At 41.0% G+C, this 21,372-nt stretch carries 19 protein-coding genes; 9 read left to right on the top strand and 10 right to left on the bottom strand.

Annotated elements, in window-relative coordinates; translation table 11 throughout:
• Positions 1 to 198 precede the first annotated feature (198 nt).
• The 5 genes from FY557_RS14765 to FY557_RS14745 form a co-directional block, all read right to left on the bottom strand.
• On the bottom strand, positions 199 to 1,125 hold the full coding sequence (locus tag FY557_RS14765) for a malate dehydrogenase (RefSeq protein ID WP_149248011.1): 927 nt from the start codon (positions 1,123 to 1,125) through the stop codon (positions 199 to 201).
• Positions 1,126 to 1,251: 126 nt separating this feature from the next.
• Positions 1,252 to 1,803: a biliverdin-producing heme oxygenase gene (locus tag FY557_RS14760; protein WP_149248010.1), complete on the bottom strand. Its 552-nt coding sequence runs from the start codon at positions 1,801 to 1,803 to the stop codon at positions 1,252 to 1,254.
• A 24-nt stretch (positions 1,804 to 1,827) separates the two neighbouring features.
• Positions 1,828 to 4,020, bottom strand: coding sequence for an ATP-binding protein (locus FY557_RS14755; protein WP_149248009.1), 2,193 nt, complete (start codon positions 4,018 to 4,020; stop codon positions 1,828 to 1,830).
• A gap of 333 nt (positions 4,021 to 4,353) precedes the next feature.
• Positions 4,354 to 4,569, bottom strand: coding sequence for a hypothetical protein (locus FY557_RS14750; RefSeq protein ID WP_149248008.1), 216 nt, complete (start codon positions 4,567 to 4,569; stop codon positions 4,354 to 4,356).
• Between the two features lie 17 nt (positions 4,570 to 4,586).
• Positions 4,587 to 5,600 carry a nucleoid-associated protein gene (locus FY557_RS14745; RefSeq protein ID WP_149248007.1) on the bottom strand — a complete coding sequence of 338 codons (1,014 nt, stop codon included), beginning with the start codon at positions 5,598 to 5,600 and terminating at the stop codon, positions 4,587 to 4,589.
• Between the two features lie 373 nt (positions 5,601 to 5,973).
• Between FY557_RS14745 and FY557_RS14740 the strand changes: the two genes are divergently transcribed.
• The 3 genes from FY557_RS14740 (at position 5,974) to FY557_RS14735 (ending at position 6,987) form a co-directional block, all read left to right on the top strand.
• Positions 5,974 to 6,330, top strand: coding sequence for a hypothetical protein (locus tag FY557_RS14740; RefSeq protein WP_149248006.1), 357 nt, complete (start codon positions 5,974 to 5,976; stop codon positions 6,328 to 6,330).
• Between the two features lie 79 nt (positions 6,331 to 6,409).
• Complete coding sequence (locus FY557_RS20485) at positions 6,410 to 6,541, top strand: hypothetical protein (protein ID WP_262713543.1); 132 nt, start codon at positions 6,410 to 6,412, stop codon at positions 6,539 to 6,541.
• Between the two features lie 50 nt (positions 6,542 to 6,591).
• Positions 6,592 to 6,987, top strand: a complete 396-nt coding sequence (locus FY557_RS14735) for a hypothetical protein (protein ID WP_149248005.1) — start codon at positions 6,592 to 6,594, stop codon at positions 6,985 to 6,987.
• 51 nt (positions 6,988 to 7,038) lie between these two features.
• On the opposite strand, the gene FY557_RS14730 is transcribed toward FY557_RS14735, so the two are convergent.
• Both FY557_RS14730 and dnaK read right to left on the bottom strand, forming a co-directional pair.
• A complete protein-coding gene (locus tag FY557_RS14730; protein WP_228451798.1) occupies positions 7,039 to 7,476 on the bottom strand; it encodes a DUF255 domain-containing protein in 438 nt (145 codons plus the stop codon).
• Positions 7,477 to 7,946: 470 nt separating this feature from the next.
• A complete protein-coding gene (gene dnaK, locus FY557_RS14725; RefSeq protein WP_149248004.1) occupies positions 7,947 to 9,842 on the bottom strand; it encodes a molecular chaperone DnaK in 1,896 nt (631 codons plus the stop codon).
• A 438-nt stretch (positions 9,843 to 10,280) separates the two neighbouring features.
• Here dnaK and ppk1 point away from each other — a divergent pair, with 438 nt between their 5' ends.
• The 6 genes from ppk1 to FY557_RS14700 all read left to right on the top strand — a co-directional run bounded on the left by ppk1 (position 10,281) and on the right by FY557_RS14700 (position 18,638).
• Positions 10,281 to 12,353 carry a polyphosphate kinase 1 gene (ppk1, locus tag FY557_RS14720; protein WP_149248003.1) on the top strand — a complete coding sequence of 691 codons (2,073 nt, stop codon included), beginning with the start codon at positions 10,281 to 10,283 and terminating at the stop codon, positions 12,351 to 12,353.
• Complete coding sequence (locus FY557_RS14715) at positions 12,350 to 13,234, top strand: exopolyphosphatase (RefSeq protein WP_149248002.1); 885 nt, start codon at positions 12,350 to 12,352, stop codon at positions 13,232 to 13,234. Before ppk1 ends, FY557_RS14715 begins: the two co-directional genes overlap by 4 nt.
• Before the next feature lie 450 nt (positions 13,235 to 13,684).
• A complete protein-coding gene (locus FY557_RS14710; protein WP_149248001.1) occupies positions 13,685 to 14,338 on the top strand; it encodes an NAD-dependent epimerase/dehydratase family protein in 654 nt (217 codons plus the stop codon).
• A complete protein-coding gene (locus tag FY557_RS20160; RefSeq protein ID WP_185151739.1) occupies positions 14,335 to 14,490 on the top strand; it encodes a hypothetical protein in 156 nt (51 codons plus the stop codon). The genes FY557_RS14710 and FY557_RS20160 overlap by 4 nt, the downstream gene beginning before the upstream one ends.
• Positions 14,491 to 14,671: 181 nt before the next feature.
• The gene (locus tag FY557_RS14705) at positions 14,672 to 17,713 is read left to right on the top strand and encodes a choice-of-anchor I family protein (protein ID WP_149248000.1); all 3,042 of its coding nucleotides are present in this window, start codon (positions 14,672 to 14,674) and stop codon (positions 17,711 to 17,713) included.
• A 91-nt stretch (positions 17,714 to 17,804) separates the two neighbouring features.
• On the top strand, positions 17,805 to 18,638 hold the full coding sequence (locus FY557_RS14700) for an SIR2 family NAD-dependent protein deacylase (protein WP_149247999.1): 834 nt from the start codon (positions 17,805 to 17,807) through the stop codon (positions 18,636 to 18,638).
• A 28-nt stretch (positions 18,639 to 18,666) separates the two neighbouring features.
• Here FY557_RS14700 and FY557_RS14695 read toward each other — a convergent pair whose 3' ends face one another.
• From FY557_RS14695 to FY557_RS14685, 3 genes are all read right to left on the bottom strand, one after another.
• Positions 18,667 to 19,281, bottom strand: coding sequence for a response regulator transcription factor (locus tag FY557_RS14695; RefSeq protein ID WP_149247998.1), 615 nt, complete (start codon positions 19,279 to 19,281; stop codon positions 18,667 to 18,669).
• A 663-nt stretch (positions 19,282 to 19,944) separates the two neighbouring features.
• Entirely contained in the window at positions 19,945 to 20,193 is a 249-nt protein-coding gene (locus tag FY557_RS14690; RefSeq protein ID WP_146941029.1) for a NifU family protein, read from the bottom strand.
• Positions 20,194 to 20,230: 37 nt separating this feature from the next.
• Positions 20,231 to 21,337: an Mrp/NBP35 family ATP-binding protein gene (locus FY557_RS14685; RefSeq protein WP_149247997.1), complete on the bottom strand. Its 1,107-nt coding sequence runs from the start codon at positions 21,335 to 21,337 to the stop codon at positions 20,231 to 20,233.
• Positions 21,338 to 21,372: the final 35 nt, after the last annotated feature.

Here is a 21,372-nt window from a genome sequence, read left to right as displayed (position 1 = left end):
GAACATGCATTGATGAGGCTACCAAAAATGATAATTATACTGATAGTATGAAAATCAGAAGTAGCAGTCCTGTGTATCTTTTGATGAAATCTCAATAGCTTTGTGAAATTATGTAAATTTCAAAGAAAATAAAGCATTGAAATATAAAAAAACCGCGCCTTTCCGGCGCGGTTTCAATATCTAAAGATTTGTGGTTAATTAAAACTTCAAATCCCCGTTTACTTCTCTTACAGCATGGGCTGCTTCAGCAAACTTCAGCTGCTCGTCTGCCGTCAGGGTAACGTTAACAATTTTTTCAACCCCGTTTTTCCCAATGATCGCCGGAACACCTAGACAGATATCGTTTTGTCCGTATTCGCCTTCCAGCATCAAAGAACAAGGAATCATTTTCTTCTGGTCACAGGCGATGGCCTGAACCATTACTGAAACCGCAGCACCCGGTGCGTACCAGGCGGAAGTTCCCAATAATTTGGTAAGGGTTGCCCCTCCTACTTTTGTTTCTTCGATGACATACTTCTGCTGTTCAGCATCCAGGAATTCTGTTACAGGAACCCCGTTTCTTGTCGCTTTGCTTAATAAAGGAAGCATTCCGGTATCACTGTGGGCAGCGATTACCATTCCGTCTACATCGGAAATCGGAGCTTCCAGAGCTTCCGCCAATCTGTATTTGAATCTTGCAGAATCCAGGGCACCACCCATTCCGATGATTTTGTGTTTAGGAAGTCCTGACGTTTTGTGTACCAGGTAAGCCATGGTATCCATTGGGTTGGAAACCACGATGATGATGACTTCCGGAGAATGTTTTACCAGGTTTTCCGTAACTTCTTTTACGATTCCCGCATTGATCCCGATCAGCTCTTCCCTCGTCATTCCCGGTTTTCTCGGAATTCCTGAAGTGATAACCGCTACGTGAGAACCTGCAGTCTTGCTGTAATCTCCTGTTGTCCCGGTAATTTTCGTATCGAATCCGTTAAGTGATGCCGTCTGCATCAGATCCATCGCTTTCCCTTCTGCAAATCCTTCTTTGATGTCTACCAAAACCACTTCCGAACAGAAGTTCTTCATTGCGATGTATTCTGCACAGCTTGCTCCTACAGCGCCTGCACCTACTACAGTTACTTTCATAATTTTACTTTTTATTTATTTTAATTTGTTTGTATTGTTTGCCCGCTCTCTGTTGAGAACTCCCAAATTTAACAATTCCTGAAAAATTGGGCAATCTTTCAGGAATTTAATTGTATATGATATAAATTAGTTAACGTTCAGCAGGAAGGTGTACAGTTTCTTGGCTCCGGACAATACCTCATCATAGTTCTGTTCATCGACTTTCGTATCCAGTACTTCTTTGAAGTTTTTCCACATCGGTCCTGTATTCTCCCGGTAGCATCCGAAAAAGTTGAAGGTAACCCCCTCAAACCCTTCCGTTTTCGAAAGCTGTTTGGCGATAACGTTTCCGCCGAGGGTAGAGCCTTCGATCACATATAAAGCACCCAGAGCTTCATTTTCACTGGTAAATTCCAGTTCGTGGTCAGCAGTTCTGTTCTTCAGGGAGAGGCTGGCCAGGTCTTTTTCGATCAGCGGCAGTTTTTTACGGTCTTCCAGCTGGAGCCTTTCGGCTAAGTCACCGGAGAGGCTGCTGAAAATCCGGTCTTCCGAATGAAGCAGCATCAGATAATTGGTCCCGATGATTTTTTTATAGTCTTCAAGCGTAAACGTCCTGTCGAATATTTTTTTTGAGTTAAAAAGTTTTTCTGCAGCATCGTGATACGCTGCCGTATGTTGTTTCAGATATTCAGATATCATAATCGGATTTGAAAGTAGCCAGATTTAAGGCTTTTTAAAGGTTAAAATAAAAGAGGTACCGTGTGCGCTGCTATTATAATTCACATTTCCGCCCAGCCTGCGCATAATCCGGTGTACAATGGAAAGTCCCACCCCATTTCCTTTGAATTTCTTTGCATTATCCATCCGGTTGAAAATTTTAAACATCTTGTGCTTGTTTTCATCAGGGATTCCGATTCCGTTATCGGTAATTCTGTAAACCACAGTATCACCTTCTTCCATTCCTTCAATTTCCACTCTCGGCTCTTCCTGCCGGGAAGAGTATTTTATGGCATTGTTGATGATGTTCAGAAATACCTGGTGAAGCATGGTTTTATCGGCAAGCACATCCGGGCATTCTTTAATAATAACCTCACTATTGGGGCTTCCGAAAGTAATTTTTGCGTTTTCTGAAATTTTCGCAATGGTATTGGCGGTCTGAAGGGTTTCCAATTCAATTTCGCTATGCTTGGCACGGCTGAGCTGCAGGACATCGTTCATCATTTCCGCCATATTGTCGATTTCCTCGATAATGGAATTGATTTTATTACGGCTTTTATCCGATTCGTCGTTCAGGCTTTTTAAAAGCATCTGTGCATTAAGCTTCATCACCGTCAGCGGCGTCCCCAGGTCATGGGAAATCGTGTATGAAAAACTGTCGAGTTCCTCGTTTACTTTTTTCAGCTCATCATTGAGCCTTTTGATCGTATTGTAATTTTTGTGGGATGTTTCGAGAATAAGATCCTTTATGGCCTGCAATGCCGTGATATTTCTGGAGTTCCATCTTTTGGAGTTTCCTTTGATGCTTTCGGTAAATATCCGGAAAGAGGTACGGGGAGAGACAATCTGCCGCTCTTCGCCGTTCTGAGAAATGGTTCCTATTGTCTTCTCGGGATTTCCTGCCCAGTCGATGTGTTCATCAAATTCTTTCCGGAACCAGATCAGGAGGTTATTTTTGCTGCGTTCTATAAAATAAACGGCAATTCCGGCAATATCTTCCGTCAGCCCCAATTCTTCTCCATGATCTTTCAGAAAACTGCGGCTCAGGTACATATCATCTTCGGTATTGGCATGGGCCCACCGGATGATTCTGAGCATACTGTCAGGTCCCGGTACGGTACCTTCGGTTACAATATTTTCATCAGCAATGATGGCCAGCCCATCCGCATCCGGAAGGGTTTTTATCTGTGCTTTATTTTCAATCAGAGAATTGAATAGGTTATTATGCTTTAAGAATTCCGTTTTCAGGTAAGCCATCTTTCGGTTGAGTTCGAGCCGGTAGTTCAGCTCATTTTTCGATTTGAACGAAGAATAAGCATTGGATGCCAATGCCGTAAAAATCCCTGCCTGCACGCGGTCTTCCAGGTCAATATGTTTAGGCTCCACGTTCTGGCAGGTCACCAAACCCCAAAGCTGATCATCAATAATAATAGAGATGCTGAAGCTTGAAGATGCCCCGGAATTCTTTATGTACTGTCCATGAATTGGCGACATCCCGCGTGATGCGGAATACGTAAGGTCGATCGTTTCGTAAGATTTGCTTAAAAGCGGAACGGTTTCCGAATGCACATTGCTGAAAATTCTTTTTCTCTTTTTGAGATAGAGATCCCGGGCCTGTCTCGGAATGTCGCTCTCAGGATAATGCAGCCCCAGATAGCTTTCCATACTTTCATTGCTTTTTTCGGCAATTACTTTTCCGGAACCGTCCATGGCGAACTTATAGATCATCATCCTGTCGTAGTTTACGATTTTCGATAAGGTATTCAGTAGCTGGTCCCAGATTTCCTGATAATCATCGATAATGTAGAAATTATCGTATTTGTTGGAAATTCTCTTATTGGGGTTGGCAAGTACCTTTTCGAACTCAAGAAAAATAATACTTTTGCTTTTATAAACGGAGAAATGATATTCTTTTCCGCCAATAATAATTTTATCGTAATAGGTTTCGTTTTCTCTTCGTGTAAACTTAGGCAAAGAATTATAAATATCGGATTCTATAATACTCGCAAAGCTTTCAGAAAAGTCTGTAAGCTTTCTGCCGAAAAGCTGATTTAAGTTTTCGACAGAAAAAATATCCTCAATATTCCTGCTGAAAAAGGTAATGGAATGAGACTCTGCATCAATGCCAATCAGATAACCAAAACTTTGTATGTAGCCCGGAATATGGATAGGCTCTTCATGACACTCTACAAAATTCATATAATACTTTGACCAATCAAATATAAGTCTTTTTTCCGTGGTATGGTTTTTTTTCTATACAAATAAGTACCACAGTTTTTGAAAAAATTTCATTCTGCAGTGATATTTTAAGAATATTATTTGGTGATATTAAAGCTTTTAAAGTAATTTATTTTTAAATCCTTGTAAGTCTAACAGGATGGAAATAGTGTCTTCTTATTCTTTTCTTATGAAGCTGATTTTGCTTAATCCATAACGGCCACTACCCCTGAAGGAGCTGCCGATCCGCCGACAATTTTAAAGGAAATATAAAAACCTTGAAGCCGGAAGGTAGCAAAGCCCAAGATTGGCCAGCTACTTCATATGGAGGTATCGATACCCAGCCGGTGCAGCCGGTCGCGGCCGGGTTTTAATGAAGATAATGTTCAGGCTCAATGGAAATTTCGTTTTTCTCAAAGTCGGTTTCAGATCTTCCGCCGTAATGGCTACAGAATCTGCTTTATGCGAACAATCGATCACAATCCTCTCTGTAGTACCATTCCAACGGAATATGGTGAATGGTCCCGACATTAAGTTTTTTCCCAAATTTAAACTTCTTTCTCAAAATACAGCATATAATATTTTCCGTTCTCATCTTCTCCCTGGGCAAGCTTCTGCCGGTCGCCATGGATATAGATGTGGAAGTTCTTGTCCAGTTTAATAATACTCTTGAAATGCCGCTGCGTTTTTTTTACCGCCGCTTCGTTAATCGGAAATTCTTCGGCAATATTGATCTGCATATCCTGTTCGTAATCGGTTTTAAAATTATTGAAGCTTTCGATGACATGCTCGTCTCCCAATACTTCACTGGCAAATTCATCAAGCTTGAATTCTTCTTTTTCTTTAAAGAAATTGATGGACTTGTTCAGGAAATCCGCCTGATCCGCTTTTGAGACTTCAAATTCCTGAGGCAGCTGTTTGGTGATGTAATCTTTATAGACCATCAGGGCTTCCTGGGTATGGAAATATTCGTCATCCCGCTGTTTTACTTTCAGGAAATCCTCGAACCAGTAATACATATCGCCGTTTTTGTTGTTATCTACGACGGACAGTACATAGCCGGTTTCTTTATCATTATTATAGATCAGGGCAGCCTTATCAATTTTGGACAGACCGATCCCCTGGTCTTTTTCAATTTCAAAATTGTCTTCGCTGGGAGCAATTTTCAGGAAAGATTCTCTTTTTTCGGTTTTGAAAATACCGATTTTATCTACTCTTTCCGTACCTTCCCTTTCGTCCTCAAAATAGACGATGAACAGTTCCCCGCCCTGAACCCTCGGATTTTCTGCGGCTTCGAAAAGGTGCTTGGCAATATTTTCAGCTTCCCACATAAATTTGGCCTTGTCATCAAAAATCTCGGACACCGAACTGTATACCGGATTGTTTACCAAATAAGAATCGCTGTAAAAATGAAAGGTCTCTTCCGATTTGAAGGAGCCTAAAAAATAGTTCTCCAGCAATTCCGCCATGCCTTCTTCCAGCTGCAATTCTTCCTGCGAAAGGATCAAAGATTCTCCGTTGATTTTATTTCCTACTCTGTGTACTACGATTTTTGAAAACATGTTCCTGACTATTTTTGGACTGCAAAGATATTAATTATATCAGATAATCCGGATAATTCATTCTGATAAAAGACTTCTCATTTTGAAACGGTTTTTCTTCCGCACGGCCATCAGTTTTATAAATAATCATTTGATTTATAAACATATAATTCATAACACCCCACAAAGGAACGGAATTTGGCATTATGCTTGTGAACATCTAACCTAGAGATTATGGACTTAAAAACCTTAAACAGAATAGATACGCTTAGAAGAATGAAAAGCAAAGGTCCTCAACCCCCCGAATGGCTGAGACCCTATCACCTGCTTCTAATACTGCTTACGATTGCCGTAATAAGTTTAATCCTATTTCTTTAACCAAAACACCAAATATATGAATTACGTACAAGCTACCCAGGAAATTACCGTTGCGATTCCAGAAATCTGCGATGATCTGAAGAAAACCACTATAGAGAATTCTTACCACATCATCGAATTCTTAACCGATAAAATAAAAGCGATGATCAGGGAAAACAATACCGACTGTTTATTTAAATGCCTTCAGAAGATAGATGACCTTTATGAAGACGGCGATAAAACGGTAAAGAATGCCATTGAAAGTTCTTTTATCTATTCATTGGACAACTGCACTGCATTTTGTAACAAGGAATACCGTGATTTGATTTTCAGTCACCTTTCTCCGGAACTGCAGAAAGTGTATGCACGGCAGATTTACAGCCATAGCATCTGATTTCATTACATTTTTAGCCTGTTTCATTACATAAAACAAAGAAAATTAAAAATAACAATTCACTATCAATCAAAAACTTATGAAATCCAAGATCCGTAAAATATCCGATTGGAAAACGCTTAAAACAACGACCAACAGACATAATCTTGAAATTTTAGCAACGCATATTGCTGTTATTGTAGGCGGATTTGTTTTTGCAGCATTTCTGTAAACTTTGGTACAATTTTAGCCACAATACAGGTACTTTGAAAAATCTTAATTATGGTGAACGTACAAATGCAGACTATTAATCAAAAAATAGCGACTGAGTATTTAAAATTTTTCTACGCACCGCTTCGCACCGAAATTACCCAGTTATCCGTACAGGATAATTTTGCAGGCATTATCCAATCGACCATTAATTATCTGAGAAGACTACTGCAGGAATCTAAGGTAAACATTATTGCCCATCATATCAAACTGATGGAAATGATTTACAGAAGCGGAGATTCTTATGTAAGGGACATGATTGAAAACCTTTTCGTAAGATCTTTTGAAAGCTTTAAAAAGCGTGCTAAAATTTCACACTGGAAACTTCTATATCAATATATGCCTGTCACTTTTCAGTTGATCTATAACGATCAGCAGAAGCAGGATAAAATATTCTTTGGAAAATAAATACGCTCCCGGAGATTAAAGCGGCGAAACAAAATGTTTCGCCGCTTTCGATTAATTCTTTTTCATAAATGCCTTTCTGACCGTCTGAAGTTCGTTGTCGCTTATTTTGGACGACTTCTTCAGTTTAGCTGCAAATACTTCTACTTCTTCAGCCGTTGAAGGACAGCCAAGGTTTTCTTTTTTATCATTGAAGGAATCGGCAAGCACTTCTCCTTTCGGATTCAGGATCAGCCAGAACGGTAGCCCGGCATCTTTGCCTTTGCATTTATTCATCAATTCTTCACCTCCGGGATTTTCAAGCTTTTTCTTATCCCCTATCTCCTGCACATCCACATAGGCGGAAACAAATTTCTTTTCGAAAACAGGTTTTGTTTCCGGAAGGTTCATATTATTTTCCATTACGTGGCACCATTTGCACCAAGAGGCATGAAACATGAGCAGTACATTTTTATTTTGGGCCTTGGCTTCGGTGAGTGCTTTTTCAAGGATGACATCAGCTTTTTACTGAGCAAAATTTAACTGGAAAAACAATAATCCCACGATTAAAAATATCTTTGAAAACTTCATATTGAATTTTTATACGAATGTAATATTTTCCTACGCACAAAAATCAATTTTAATAATAAATTATCTTCACGACTAAAGAATTTTTCCTCATCGTTTACAATCCGAACTTCCCGGCAAAGAATGGTGGAAGGCCGCACCAAACTGTGCCTCGCCTACTCCTGTAATAGCACCGACTGGCAGGATCTCCTTTTACTCGAAGACGAACAAAAAGGAGAATTCAGCTACCCTACTATTTTTAAGGTTAAAAAAGCTGGTGCATATTACGTACACTTACAACCGCGTGAATATGAAACATTAGGTTTTAGAGTTTTTGGCAATTTATAAATTTATTAAGCCAGCAAAAAATCCCCAAGCTTTCGCTTGGGGATCCTATTTGTATGACTTTGTAAGTCTTACTTCACTTCTTCAAAATCTGCATCCTGAACATCATCAGCACCTCCTGCATTACCTGCATTCTGTTGACCTGCTGCATCAGCACCCGGCTGTTGGCCAGCTGCGTACAGTTCTTCTGAAGCAGCCATCCAGGCGGCATCCAGAGCTTCAGTTTTTGCTTTTACATCATCTGAATTTTTAGCTTCGAAAGCGGTTTTCAGTTCTCCGTGAGCAGCTTCGATGGCTGCTTTTTTGTCAGCAGACAATTTATCACCGAACTCTTTAAGTTGCTTTTCAGTTTGAAAGATCAATCCGTCTGCTTTGTTGAAAATTTCAACTTCTTCTTTTCTTTTTGCATCCGCTGCAGAGTTTTCCTGAGCTTCTTTCTTCATTCTTTCGATTTCTTCGTCGGAAAGACCTGAAGAAGCCTGGATTTTGATCGATTGTTCTTTACCGGTTCCTTTATCTTTAGCAGAAACGCTTAAGATACCGTTGGCATCGATATCGAAAGTTACTTCGATCTGAGGAACCCCTCTTGGTGCCGGTGGAATATCCGTAAGGTCGAATCTGCCGATTTCCTTATTATCGTTGAACATTGGTCTTTCCCCCTGTCCTACTCTGATGCTTACCGCTGGCTGGTTATCGGAAGCCGTAGAGAATACTTCAGATTTTTTAGTCGGGATCGTCGTGTTCGCTTCAATTAATTTCGTGAAAACAGAACCCATGGTTTCGATACCTAAAGAAAGCGGTGTAACGTCTAATAGAAGAACATCTTTTACGTCTCCGGTCAATACCCCACCCTGGATGGCAGCACCGATGGCTACTACCTCATCCGGGTTAACCCCTTTAGAAGGTTTTTTACCGAAGAATTTTTCTACCTCTTCCTGGATGATCGGGATTCTTGTAGAACCACCTACCAGGATTACTTCGTCGATATCGGAAGTTGATAGACCTGCATCTTTCAATGCTTTTGCTACCGGCTCCATTGATCTTCTTACCAGGTCAGCAGATAATTGCTCGAATTTCGCTTTTGTCAAAGTTTTTACCAGGTGCTTAGGACCTGTAGCCGTAGCCGTAATATATGGAAGGTTGATTTCAGTCTGTGGAGAAGAAGAAAGCTCAATCTTCGCTTTTTCAGCCGCTTCTTTCAATCTCTGTAAAGCAATGGCATCAGATTTTAAATCTACTCCTTCTTCAGACTTGAACTCGTCAGCCATCCAGTTGATGATTACATCATCGAAGTCATCACCTCCTAAGTGCGTATCTCCGTTGGTAGACAATACTTCAAATACACCGTCTCCCAAATCCAGGATGGAAATATCGAAAGTACCTCCTCCAAGGTCATATACTGCGATTTTCTGATCTTTGTGGTTTTTATCCAGACCGTAAGCCAAAGCAGCTGCCGTAGGCTCGTTGATGATTCTTTCTACTTTAAGACCTGCGATTTCACCAGCTTCTTTAGTAGCCTGTCTCTGCGCATCATTAAAGTAAGCAGGAACAGTAATTACCGCTCTTGTTACTTCCTGACCCAAATAATCTTCAGCAGTCTTCTTCATTTTCTGAAGAGTCATTGCAGAGATTTCCTGTGGTGTATATTCTCTGTCGTCAATTTTTACTTTTACCGTATCGTTTGGTCCGGATACTACTTTGTACGGTACTCTGGTGATTTCGGAAGCATCATCTTTGAAGTGGGTTCCGATAAATCTTTTAATTGAATAAACTGTTTTTGTAGGATTGGTTACCGCCTGTCTTTTAGCAGGATCCCCTACTTTTCTTTCACCATCTTCCGTAAATGCCACGATAGACGGCGTTGTTCTTTTACCTTCTGCGTTAGGAATTACAACAGGGTCTTTTCCCTCCATTACAGCAACACAAGAGTTGGTTGTTCCTAAGTCGATTCCGATTATTTTACTCATAATATTTTTTATTTTTTCTAATTTTAGTTTTAAAATACATTCAGTATTTCTCAATATTTATACCATTCAAAATTTTGTGACAAATTGACATTATCGTGGTAAAAAACACCATCCATGATCTCTTACTATGAAGTAAAACAATTTAAAAATATAAGCTGAGATCAACCTGGACCGGTTTATGCTAATTTTGCAGTTTTGTCATTCACCGTCATCTTTATGATGGCTTTTCATTAATTTTGTCACTTTCCTATGGTATTCGCTTTTCCATCATCTTATTTTTTCGATAAAATATAGCTGGTTTGCTATGTTTCCAATGCTTTTTTTAATAACTTTAAAAAGCTGCAGTTCAGATCACGGTTAAAATTAATTAAAGCTTAACGTGAAAAGGTTTTCAGCAGTACCACGAATCTGTATTTTTGATAAATTATAAACTAGAGAATGTCACTACATTTCAATCCGAGAGATATTACCTGGCTGGCCTTTAACGAAAGGGTACTGCAGGAAGCGATGGACGAAAACGTCCCTTTACATTTAAGGATCCGCTTTTTAGGAATTTTTTCCAATAATCTGGACGAATTTTTCCGGGTACGGGTTGCCGGATTAAAGCGTGCCATGGATTTTAAGGAAAAAGTGATTGCAGAATCTTTCTATCAGCCGCCTTCCAAGATCCTTCAGAAGATCAATGAGATCGTAATGAGGCAGCAGCAGAATTTCGATAAGACCTGGAAAAAGATCCAGGCGGAAATGGCTGAGCAGCATATCTTTATTAAAACATCAAAAAATTTAACTCCAAAACAAAAGGAATTTGTCCGGAAATATTTTGATGAAGTGGTAGAATCCAATGTCATCCCGATCCTGCTTCACGAAAATACGCCGATGCCTTACATGCGGGATAAAAGTCTCTATCTCGGTGTCTCCATGCGGAAAAAAGACTGGCAGTATTCCAGCAACTATGCCATCATTGAAATCCCGTCCCGATTTGTGGGAAGGTTTGTTCTTCTTCCTACCGAAGATCCTGAAGAAAAAAACGTCATGCTTCTGGAAGATGTAATTACCTTTAACCTCCCTCATATCTTTTCTTATTTCGGATATGATGAATTTCAGGCCCATGCTTTTAAAGTAACCAAAGATGCCGAACTGGATCTGGATAATGATATCCGGACCAATTTTGCAGAAAAGATTGAGAAAGGTTTAAAAAACAGAAGAAAAGGGAAGCCTACCCGTTTTGTTTTTGATAAGGATATGGATAAAGCGCTTATTGAAATGCTGATCCGGAAATTAAACCTTACAAAAAAAGACAGTATTATCCCCGGTGGAAAAATTCATAATTTTAAGCATTTTATGGATTTCCCGGATGTGTTTGAAAAATACACCAAACCGGAAGAAAGAACTTCTTTTACCCATCCTGCTTTTGAACATGGGGAACGGGTAACGGATGTTATCTTAAAACATGACGTCCTTCTTACCTTCCCTTATCATAAATATAATCCGGTGATCGATCTTCTGCGTGAAGCGGCCATGGACCCGGATGTAAAATCGATACAGATCACCGCTTACCGCTTAGCAAGCAGCTCTAAAATCATCAATGCCCTGATCTACGCAGCAAGAAACGGCAAGGAAGTAACGGTGATGCTGGAACTTCAGGCAAGGTTTGACGAAGAATCCAACCTGGAATGGAAGGAAATGCTGGAACCGGAAGGAATCACGGTATTGATCGGGCTTCCCGGAAAAAAGGTACATGCCAAATTGTGTGTCATCAAGAAAAGGTCCCATAACAAAACCATCCAGTATGGTTTCGTAAGCACCGGAAATTTTAATGAAAAGACGGCGAGAATTTATGGTGATCATTTGCTGATGACGGCAGACCGTGGCATCATGGCAGACATCAACAAGGTATTCAATGTGCTTAAAAAGCCAAAAGACGATTATCTTCCTGTCCTGAAAACCTGCAAAAACCTTTTGGTCTGTCCGCAGTTTATGCGCGAAAAGATCGTTCATCATATCGATAAGGAAATCGAAGAAGCCAAAGCAGGAAGACGTGCCGAAATGATCATCAAAGCCAATTCGGTAAGCGACCGGTCCCTGATCGAAAAGCTTTACGATGCAGCAAACGCCGGCGTGGTAATCAGCATGATCGTAAGAGGTATCTATTGCGCAGTGAATCAGAAAGATTTTAAAGAAAAAATAAAAGGCATCAGCATTGTAGATGAATATCTGGAACACGCGCGGGTGATGTATTTCTATAATAAAGGTTCTGAAGACCTGTATATCTCTTCTGCCGACTGGATGACCAGAAACCTGGATTACCGGATTGAGGCGGCCGCTAAAATAACCGATAAGAATCTGAAAAAAGAATTGAAAGATATTCTCGACATTCAGTTGAAAGATAATGTAAAAGCCCGTATTTTAGACAAAAAATTGAGTAACGAATATATCCATAACAATAAAGAGGAATGCCGTTCTCAGCTTGAAACGTATCGATATTTAAAAGCCAAAACGAATAAGAAATGAAGATTGCAGCCATAGATATAGGAAGTAATGCAGCCCGACTGTTAATCAATGAAGTAAAAATCAACAATAAAAAGCCCGAATTTATCAAGCTGAACCTGCTGAGGATTCCCCTGCGGCTTGGGATGGATGTTTTCACGCTCGGGAAAATCGGTGAAGAAAGGGAAAAGATGGTGATCGATTCCATGAAAATCTTCAGCGACCTGATGCAGATCTATAAGGTGGAACATTACCGGGCCTGTGCAACCAGCGCCATGCGGGATGCGGCTAACGGCCAGGAGATCATCAGTGAAGTGAAAAGAACTTCGGGGATCAACATCGAGATTATTTCCGGGGATGAAGAAGCGGGATTGGTTTTTGAGAACCACATAGCGGAAGGGCTTGATAACGAATTTGCCTATCTGTATATCGACGTAGGCGGCGGTTCCACAGAGCTTACCTTCTATGAAAACGGAAAGATGATCTATGAAAAATCCTTTAACATCGGGACCATCCGTTTGCTGAACAACCTGGTGACGCCCGATAACTGGAAGGATATGAAAGAAGAAATCCGGAAAAACATCAACAGTAAAAAGCCGATCGTGGCCATCGGTTCGGGCGGGAACATCAACAAAGTTTTCTCCATGAGCAAGACCAAAGACGGCAAGCCGATGTCCCTTACGCATCTTAAAAAAGTGTACAAGGAATTCGACGATCTTTCGGTTGACGAAAGAATGACCAGATACAATCTCCGCGAAGACCGGGCCGACGTTCTGGTACATGCGCTGAAGGTTTTTAACAACGTAATGTCGTGGTCGGAAATCAACCGGATATTTGTTCCGAAAATCTCGGTGGCAGACGGACTCATCCATAATATTTACAGCAAACTGCAGGATAAAAAGTAACTGCTAAATAATTTCAACCGGTCGATTATTTCGACCGGTTTTCTTTTGATGAGCCCGGATCGTGAATGGTGAATTTATGGTATAGTAAATGGTGAACTTTCAGTCTGCTGCTGATTTTTTAAAAATAAAGCCTGTCATTTCTTTAGGAATCTAAACCCGAATCTTTCCATGCTGCTCCCTAATACGATGTTGAGATCCTTACGGTAGTGTTAAACAGGCGATTAAAAACTTTAAAATAATTTATAGGCCATCTTATGAACTGTCAAAATATGCGCAATCATCCGTGAAAATCCGTGCAGATCTGTAGTTTAGAGATGACTGCTAATCCTTAACTATCCATCATTCATTATTTACCCGGCCTTTCTTCCTATCCGAAAAATTTGTACAATTTTTGATACCACATAAAGTAAAAGTAAATTTCAAACGTCGGTACTATTATAAGAATAAGAAATGAACTCTATTAAAATAATCCTTACAGGGTCAACGGGAATGGTCGGAGAAGGCGTACTGATGGAATGCCTTGAAAATCCGAATATTTCTGAAATCCTGAGCATCAGCCGGAAACCCTCAGGAAAAAAGCACGCCAAGCTGAAAGAATACATTGTCTCCGACTTTCTGAAGATAAATCTGAATGATGAAAACTTTAAAGGGTACGATGCCGTTTTTTTCTGTGCGGGAATCAGCAGCGTGGGAATGAGCGAGGAAGAATATACCAGAATCACTTACGATATGACCCTGCATTTTGCAAAAGCAATGCTCAGCCAAAACCCGGACCTGGTTTTCAACTACATTTCGGGAGTCTATACCGATAAAACGGAGAGCGGAAAAATAATGTGGGCCAGAGTAAAAGGAAAAACGGAGAATGCCCTCAGGAAGCTTGGATTCAGGGCTGCCTATAATTTCCGTCCCGGATTTATGAAACCGGTGGAAGGCCAGGAAAATATAAAATGGTTCTTTAAACCATTTATTTGGATTTTTCTTATTGTATTCCCTTCAAAATCATTAACTTTACGGGAAGTGAGTGTCGCGATGATCAATGCGGTACTGAAGGGATACCCGACCTCAACATTAGAAATTAAGGACATTAAAAATTTAGCACTATGAAAGAAATGTTAAAACGAATTTTTTTGGTTGCTTTTATTTTATTGGTCCTGACTGCCATTTCAGGCTTTTTTTACATGCAGAAGCATCCGCTGGAAGGAAATACGAAACTAACGGGAAAAAATTTACATTTTTCAGGTCAGGTTTCCAAATAAAATAAGTTCTACTGAAAATGCAGATCGTTATCTCGGGTAACGATGGATCTTTTAATAAATATATCTCTTTATTAGCCTGATTCTTTTTCTTATTATCTTTTTATTAATCATTTATTAAAATTTGCTTAAAATAATTGCGAAACAGAAGATTCATTTTTGCATATACTTAAAGTAATTAAAAATGATTAACAACTACTTGTTGAAAGGGTCTGTTGCAGCCGCATTTTTCCTTCAGGGAGCGGTTTTCGGACAGACTTCCCTTATCCACTACTGGAATTTTAACAACAATGCATCTTCAGCGGCTATTACCAGCCCAACTTCTACCTTAGCGGGCGGATCCATGACGGCTGTAGCCAACGGAACCACAGACATCGATTTTGCCGGGGGAACAGGCCAGAACTTCAGCATTCAGAATTTAAATGCGAGAAACGGAGATGCTCCCGGAACCCATTTAAGATACAACAACCCGATCAACGGCAGCCTGCAGTTCAATTTACCGACTACGGGATATAATAACGTGATGGTAAAATTTACCACCCGGAGATCCGGATCCGGTGCAGGAACGCAGACCTGGAAATATTCTACCGACGGAAATACATTTACAACCTACCAGACGGTATCCCCGTTGGATGCAGATCCGCAGCTGGTGACCTTTGATTTTTCAGGCGTTGCAGGCGTATCGAATAATCCGAATTTTAAATTAAAGGTTGAATTCGCAGCAGGCGGCGGAGGAACAGCCGGAAACAACCGTTTTGATAACTTTACGGTAGATGCGACGCCGGCTGGTGCAGCTGATACTATGCCACCTACCGTAACTTACCTTCCTTCAAACAACACCAATAATGCTTCCACGACTGTAAATCCTACCATTGCTTTTAATGAAAACGTACGCTTAACAGACAATTCGGCCATCAACGATTCTAATGCACAAATGCTTGTGGATTTCCGCCTTGGAAATGCCTCAGGTTCCCAGATTCCCTTTACCACTACTTTTGCCAATAATAAAATCACCATTATTCCTGCTTCAGGAATGGTTCCGAACCAGGCGTATTATCTGGCTTTAAAACCCAATATGGTGGAAGATACCAGTGATAATGCAATTACAGCAACAACCTCAACCGTTTTTACGACAGCAGGAACCTCCGTTTCACTGGATAAAAATTTTATTAAAGTGAATGAGAATGCAGTAAACCTGGCTTTTAAAATAAATGTATCCAATCCTTCCAACGCAACGGTAAACCTTGTTGTAAAACCGGTCCCTTTCAGTACGGCAGACAGCAACGATTTTACTTTAGCCAACCAAACCATCACCCTGACGCCTTCTACCACCAGCTATACGGTAAATATTCCGATTATCGACGATACGCTGGAAGAACAGCAGGCGGAATATTTTGTGGTAAGCCTTGAAAGCCCGGTGAACGCAACGATTTCCGGAGACAGCAATGCGACGGTTTATATTGTGGATAATGATAAGCCGGCACCGGTGCCTTCCCAGCAGATCAGCCTGAATTACATCGGCAGCTTCGATCCTTCCGGAACAAACACCAGCTCTACGGAGATTGTCGTACATGATCCTGCTACACAAAGGCTGTTTACCATCAGCTCCATTACGGATGTCTTTGATATTATCAACTTCAGCAATCCGAGCCAGCCCTCGGTGGTGAATACCATCAACATGGCCCCTTACGGCGGAATCACCAGCATTGCCGTAAAAAACGGAATCATTGCCGCTGCTTCCCCGAACACCAACCCTCAGCAGAACGGATCGGTGGTTTTCTTCGACATCAACGGGAACTTCCTGAAGCAGGTAACCGTAGGCGCACTGCCGGATATGGTTGCTTTTTCGCCCGACGGAACTAAAGTGATGACTGCAAATGAAGGGGAACCGAACGACACTTATACCGTAGATCCGGAAGGAACCATCAGCATTATCGATATTTCGGGAGGCATCGCCGGTCTTACCCAGAGCAATGTGACGACACTTAATTTCAATGCTTTTGATTCGCAGGTCGCTGCGCTCACCGCTACAGGTTTAAGAAAAGTAAGAACCAACAATACCTTATCCCAAGACCTGGAGCCGGAATACATCACCATCAGTGCAGACAGCCAGAAAGCATGGGTAACCTTACAGGAAAACAATGCCGTTGCCGAAGTGAATTTAGCTTCAAAAGCCATTACCGGAATCTGGGGCTTAGGCAAAAAAGACATGAGCATTCCGGGGAACGGATTTGATGCTTCGGACAACAATGGTGAAATCTTAATTGCCAACTGGCCGGTAAAAGCCTATTATACACCGGATGCGGTACAGAATTACAAAGTAGGAAACACCAATTATATTATCACAGCAAACGAAGGGGATGAAAAAGACCTTTCCGGGTTCAGCGAAAGAACGACGGTAGGCGCAAATGCCTATACTTTGGATCCGGCGGTATTTCCACAGGCTTCGGTTTTAAAAGCCTCTTATAACCTGGGAAGATTCAGGGTTTCAAATGCTACCGGAAACATGGACGGTGATGCGGACTTTGAAGAAATGGCAGCTCTGGGGGCCCGCTCGTTCTCTATTTTCAATGCCGATACCCAACAGATTGTTTACGACAGCGGCGACCGTTTTGAAAGGTATATTGCCGCCAGTCATCCTTTAATTTTCAACGCTGATAACGAATCGAATACCGTGAAAAGCAGGAGCCGTGCAAAAGGTCCGGAACCGGAAGGTATTGCTTTAGGAAACATTAACGGGCAGACTTACGCTTTCATTACTTTAGAAAGAACGGGAGGCGTGATGGTATACAACATCACCGATCCGAACAATCCGACGTTTACGGATTACAAACACTCGCGTATGACTTCAGCCTATGGTGGCGATAACGGTCCAGAAGGGATTACGTATATTGCTCCGGCCAACACCACTACCGGAAAAGGGTATGTGATCGTGGCCAATGAAATCAGCGGTACACTGTCTATATACGAGGTAACCGGTGCAGGGACCCTGGCTGCCGGTGAAGTAAAAACCGAAAAACCAACCTTCAACATCTTCCCGAATCCGGTGGCTAAAGGAAACATGCTGTACTTTAACAGGGCGCAGGATTATGAGCTGTACGATATGTCCGGAAAATTACTAAATAAAGAGAAAAACGCTTTAACCGTTGATACCTCCAGGCTTTCTACCGGAGTTTACCTGGTAAAGACTTCCGAAGGCCATGTGAAAAGGGTCATTGTAAAATAGAATATATTATTTATTTGATTAAAAAAGTCCCGGAAAAAACCGGGACTTTTTTATTTATTTAATTTTGATTAGTTTTATCCTTTATAAAACCATGAAAGAGCAGTTAGAGGAAATTATCCATGATGTTTACCGAAAAGACAAGCGGAATCTGTTTACTTTTTTAACCGGTGCCGGAATTTCATCCGACAGCGGGATCCCGACCTATCGCGGAACCGACGGCATTTGGGTAAAAGGAACCCAGTTTCACAAGCCCGAAGAATTCGGAACGTTACGCTATTTCAGACAGCACCCTAAGGAAGTCTGGCAGTATTCTCTATTCAGAAAGAAAATGTTTGAAACGGCCACGCCCAACCAAAGCCATCTTGAACTGGCGGATATAGAAAGCATGCTGAAAGACCGGTTTCATCTCATCACCCAGAATATTGATAACCTTCACCGCCGTGCCGGCAATACCAGGATGTACGAAGTTCATGGAAACAACCGGGAAATCAAATGTTCCAACGGCTGCAAAGGAATTATGGCCATGCCTGAAGAGATCGTAGGAAAAGATATTGATGAAGACCTCACTCTGAAGGATACCGAATTGCTCACCTGCCCGAACTGCGGGCACTGGATGCGACCCAATATCCTCTGGTTTGATGAATATTATGACGAAAAGACGAATAAAAAGTTCAGTTCCTTAAAAGTTGCCAAAAACAGCGGTATCCTTTTCATCATCGGGACTTCCGGCGCAACCAACCTTCCGCTGGCGATCGCCGAAACAGCGTTGAAGTACGGAGCCTATATCGTAGACATCAATACCGAAGACAATCATTTCACGGAACTGATTAAGAACAAAAAGAATAAGCTGATCATCAGGGAAAAATCTACGGAAGTATTAGCCGTGGTGAAAGAAATTATTAAAGATTCAAACAGGTCAATCTAATAAGAAATATTTATCCCGACGCTCTGCTTTAATGCATATCGTCATAAATCCTTACCAGATCCACAATATTCTTTACCTGAAGCTTTTCGAAGATCTTTTTCTTGTAGGTACTGATGGTCGACATTTTAAGGTTCAGGCTGTTTGAAATTTCAATATTCCCGTTTCCTTCCGCCAGGAGCTTAAAAATCTGGAATTCCCTTTTGGAAAGCCTTTCGACGGAGTGGCTGTCCGCAGACTGTCTCACCAGCTTTTTCATCATGTCGATGGTATAATAATACCCTTCTTCGAAAACAGCAGTGATCGCTGCAAGAATCTCCGCTTCCGATGCTCCTTTGCTGAGGTAGCCGGCAGCTCCTTCTTCAATATACTGTATGCCCACGTTTTCATCATATGTTGAAAAGATCAGGATTTTAAGCAGCTTCTGCTTCTTTTTAAGTTCCTTGATCATGGCTTTGAAAATACTCTGGGGTATATCAATATCAATAATAAGCAGGTCGTATGCTTTTTTAGAAACTTTTTCTTTTGTTTCAGGGTAGGTTTCTGCAAAATCGATATTGCAGGAGTAGTGAAGCTTGGTTTCCAATACCAGAGCAGTACCTGTTCTTACAACATAATGACCGTCAGCAATAAGTATATTTTTCATAGTCTAGTTTTTGATAAGATATTCCTTGTAAAAGGCATCCCGCTATGTAGGAACATCCTTTTTCCGAATTAATTTACAATGGCATAACAAGTAGCAGACCAAATACTATATTTTTAGACGATTTTCATCCGTTGACCAGGAGATACACCACTTTTATAAAGTGTACCGAATCCATAATTTTCTGAATCTCCTGATTTTTATTTTCAGGCAAGACCAACATCAAATCCGGACATTAAAAAAATGAGACAAAAAAAGTATATTACAGAAAGCCCTTGTATAAAGCAATGTAAATAAATTCATCAACAAAAATAGTACATAAAACACTCATGCGGATGTAGAATTATTACTATAAAAATTTCATAATTTATTTTAAATTTTTCTTAAAAAATATAAAAAGCAGATGAAAAACCTGCTTTGTGAAATTAATACAGTTAAAATTTGTAATGGGTATCACATGAGAATCTGTACAAACATTCATCACTGTTGCTTTTTGCGTATTGAAGAGGATTCTTTAGCAGATGTTGTAACGGATGTCGACCGCAGTTATGATTTAATCCTGATGCTTTAACGCATAGACCTTAAAATAAACTAAGGTTGCCTATTTTCTGAAATAAAAAAAGACAGATCAAAAGACCTGTCTTAAAAAAATATATTTTTTAATTTTTATTCTACGCTTACTACCCTTTCGATTTCAGGTGCGTGCTGCTTGATGGTATTCTCAACACCCAATTTCAGGGTGGAAAAATTCAGGGAACATCCAGAGCAGTTTCCCAAAAGCTTTACATACACCAGGTTGTCCTTTACATCGATAAGCTCGATATCTCCACCGTCTTTATTCAGAAACGGCCTGATGCTTTCCAGGGCTTCCATCACTCTTGTTACGGTATCTTCGTGTGCTATATTTGTTTCCATATTTTTCAGTTCAATTCGGTTTCCACGTAAGGATGAATTATTTTGCTTTTGGCGAGCATCCTGCCATTGTTGTAATTTTTACAGCTTCCGTCGGAGGAAGATTTTTATTTCTTTCTACCAGGCTTTCCACCATTTTACGGGCAGTTTCAGTATATATTTCTGCAATTTTAGAATCTTCCTGTAAAGCGGCCGGCCTTCCGACATCACCTGCTTCACGGATGCTCTGGATCAATGGAATCTCACCCAGCACCGGAATGCCAAGGTCATCCGCAAGATACTGTGCACCCTGTTGCCCGAAGATATAGTATTTATTATCCGGCAGTTCTTCAGGGGTAAAATACGCCATATTCTCAATCAGGCCCAATACCGGAATATTGATGCTTTCCATCTGGAACATTGCAATCCCTTTTCTTACGTCGGCAAGCGCCACGTGCTGAGGCGTACTTACAATAACGGCGCCGGTTACCGGAACTTCCTGAATGATGGACAGGTGGATATCTCCTGTTCCCGGAGGAAGGTCGATCAGTAAGAAATCAAGCTCACCCCAAGCCGCATCACGGATCATCTGGTTCAATGCTTTGGAAGCCATCGGGCCTCTCCACACCACCGCCTGGTTAGCCCCTGAGAAATAACCGATCGAAAGCATTTTCACCCCGTAATTTTCAACAGGCTTCATCAGGCTTTTGCCGTTTACTTCTACAGAAATCGGCTTTTCACCTTCCGTATCAAACATTGTAGGAACCGATGGCCCGTAGATATCGGCATCCAGTAATCCTACCTTAAAGCCCATTTTTGCTAAAGTCACCGCCATATTGGCAGAAACCGTAGACTTACCAACCCCTCCTTTCCCGGAAGCGATGGCAATGATATTCTGAATCCCGGGAATCTGCTTCCCTTTGATCTGACTTTGCTGAATTTCACTAGGTTCCGGGGAAACGATCTTTAACTTAAGATTCACTTCTTCCCCAAACTCGCTGGCAAATGCCTGTTTCATGGCTGCCTCCAGTTTTTTCTTTTCGTGCATGGCCGGAGAATGTGCCGTCATGTCTATATATACATCAGCGCCCATGATCTGCAGGTTGTTCACCAAATCATCAACTTCTATTTCCTTAAGGAAATCCTGAACCTTTTCTTTCGTCAACATAAACTAAATAAATTGTTTACAAATTTACGTAATTT

Origin of the sequence: Chryseobacterium sp. SN22, from assembly GCF_008329705.1 — a bacterium.
Lineage (GTDB): Bacteria > Bacteroidota > Bacteroidia > Flavobacteriales > Weeksellaceae > Chryseobacterium.
Note: the sequence above shows the minus strand (reverse complement) of the source record. Positions and strands in the feature narration are given on the sequence as shown.

Excerpts from the sequence above, each read along its gene's own strand:
- FY557_RS14745 (WP_149248007.1), bottom strand. The coding sequence starts at position 5,600 with ATGTTTTCAAAAATCGTAGTACACAGAGTAGGAAATAAAATCAACGGA.
- FY557_RS14695 (WP_149247998.1), bottom strand. The coding sequence starts at position 19,281 with ATGAAAAATATACTTATTGCTGACGGTCATTATGTTGTAAGAACAGGT.
- FY557_RS20160 (WP_185151739.1), top strand. The coding sequence starts at position 14,335 with ATGAAAGAAATGTTAAAACGAATTTTTTTGGTTGCTTTTATTTTATTG.
- FY557_RS14735 (WP_149248005.1), top strand. The coding sequence starts at position 6,592 with ATGGTGAACGTACAAATGCAGACTATTAATCAAAAAATAGCGACTGAG.
- FY557_RS14685 (WP_149247997.1), bottom strand. The coding sequence starts at position 21,337 with ATGTTGACGAAAGAAAAGGTTCAGGATTTCCTTAAGGAAATAGAAGTT.
- FY557_RS14765 (WP_149248011.1), bottom strand. The coding sequence starts at position 1,125 with ATGAAAGTAACTGTAGTAGGTGCAGGCGCTGTAGGAGCAAGCTGTGCA.
- dnaK (WP_149248004.1), bottom strand. The coding sequence starts at position 9,842 with ATGAGTAAAATAATCGGAATCGACTTAGGAACAACCAACTCTTGTGTT.
- FY557_RS14690 (WP_146941029.1), bottom strand. The coding sequence starts at position 20,193 with ATGGAAACAAATATAGCACACGAAGATACCGTAACAAGAGTGATGGAA.
- ppk1 (WP_149248003.1), top strand. The coding sequence starts at position 10,281 with ATGTCACTACATTTCAATCCGAGAGATATTACCTGGCTGGCCTTTAAC.
- FY557_RS14750 (WP_149248008.1), bottom strand. The coding sequence starts at position 4,569 with ATGTCGGGACCATTCACCATATTCCGTTGGAATGGTACTACAGAGAGG.
- FY557_RS14755 (WP_149248009.1), bottom strand. The coding sequence starts at position 4,020 with ATGAATTTTGTAGAGTGTCATGAAGAGCCTATCCATATTCCGGGCTAC.
- FY557_RS14760 (WP_149248010.1), bottom strand. The coding sequence starts at position 1,803 with ATGATATCTGAATATCTGAAACAACATACGGCAGCGTATCACGATGCT.
- FY557_RS14710 (WP_149248001.1), top strand. The coding sequence starts at position 13,685 with ATGAACTCTATTAAAATAATCCTTACAGGGTCAACGGGAATGGTCGGA.
- FY557_RS20485 (WP_262713543.1), top strand. The coding sequence starts at position 6,410 with ATGAAATCCAAGATCCGTAAAATATCCGATTGGAAAACGCTTAAAACA.
- FY557_RS14700 (WP_149247999.1), top strand. The coding sequence starts at position 17,805 with ATGAAAGAGCAGTTAGAGGAAATTATCCATGATGTTTACCGAAAAGAC.
- FY557_RS14715 (WP_149248002.1), top strand. The coding sequence starts at position 12,350 with ATGAAGATTGCAGCCATAGATATAGGAAGTAATGCAGCCCGACTGTTA.
- FY557_RS14740 (WP_149248006.1), top strand. The coding sequence starts at position 5,974 with ATGAATTACGTACAAGCTACCCAGGAAATTACCGTTGCGATTCCAGAA.
- FY557_RS14705 (WP_149248000.1), top strand. The coding sequence starts at position 14,672 with ATGATTAACAACTACTTGTTGAAAGGGTCTGTTGCAGCCGCATTTTTC.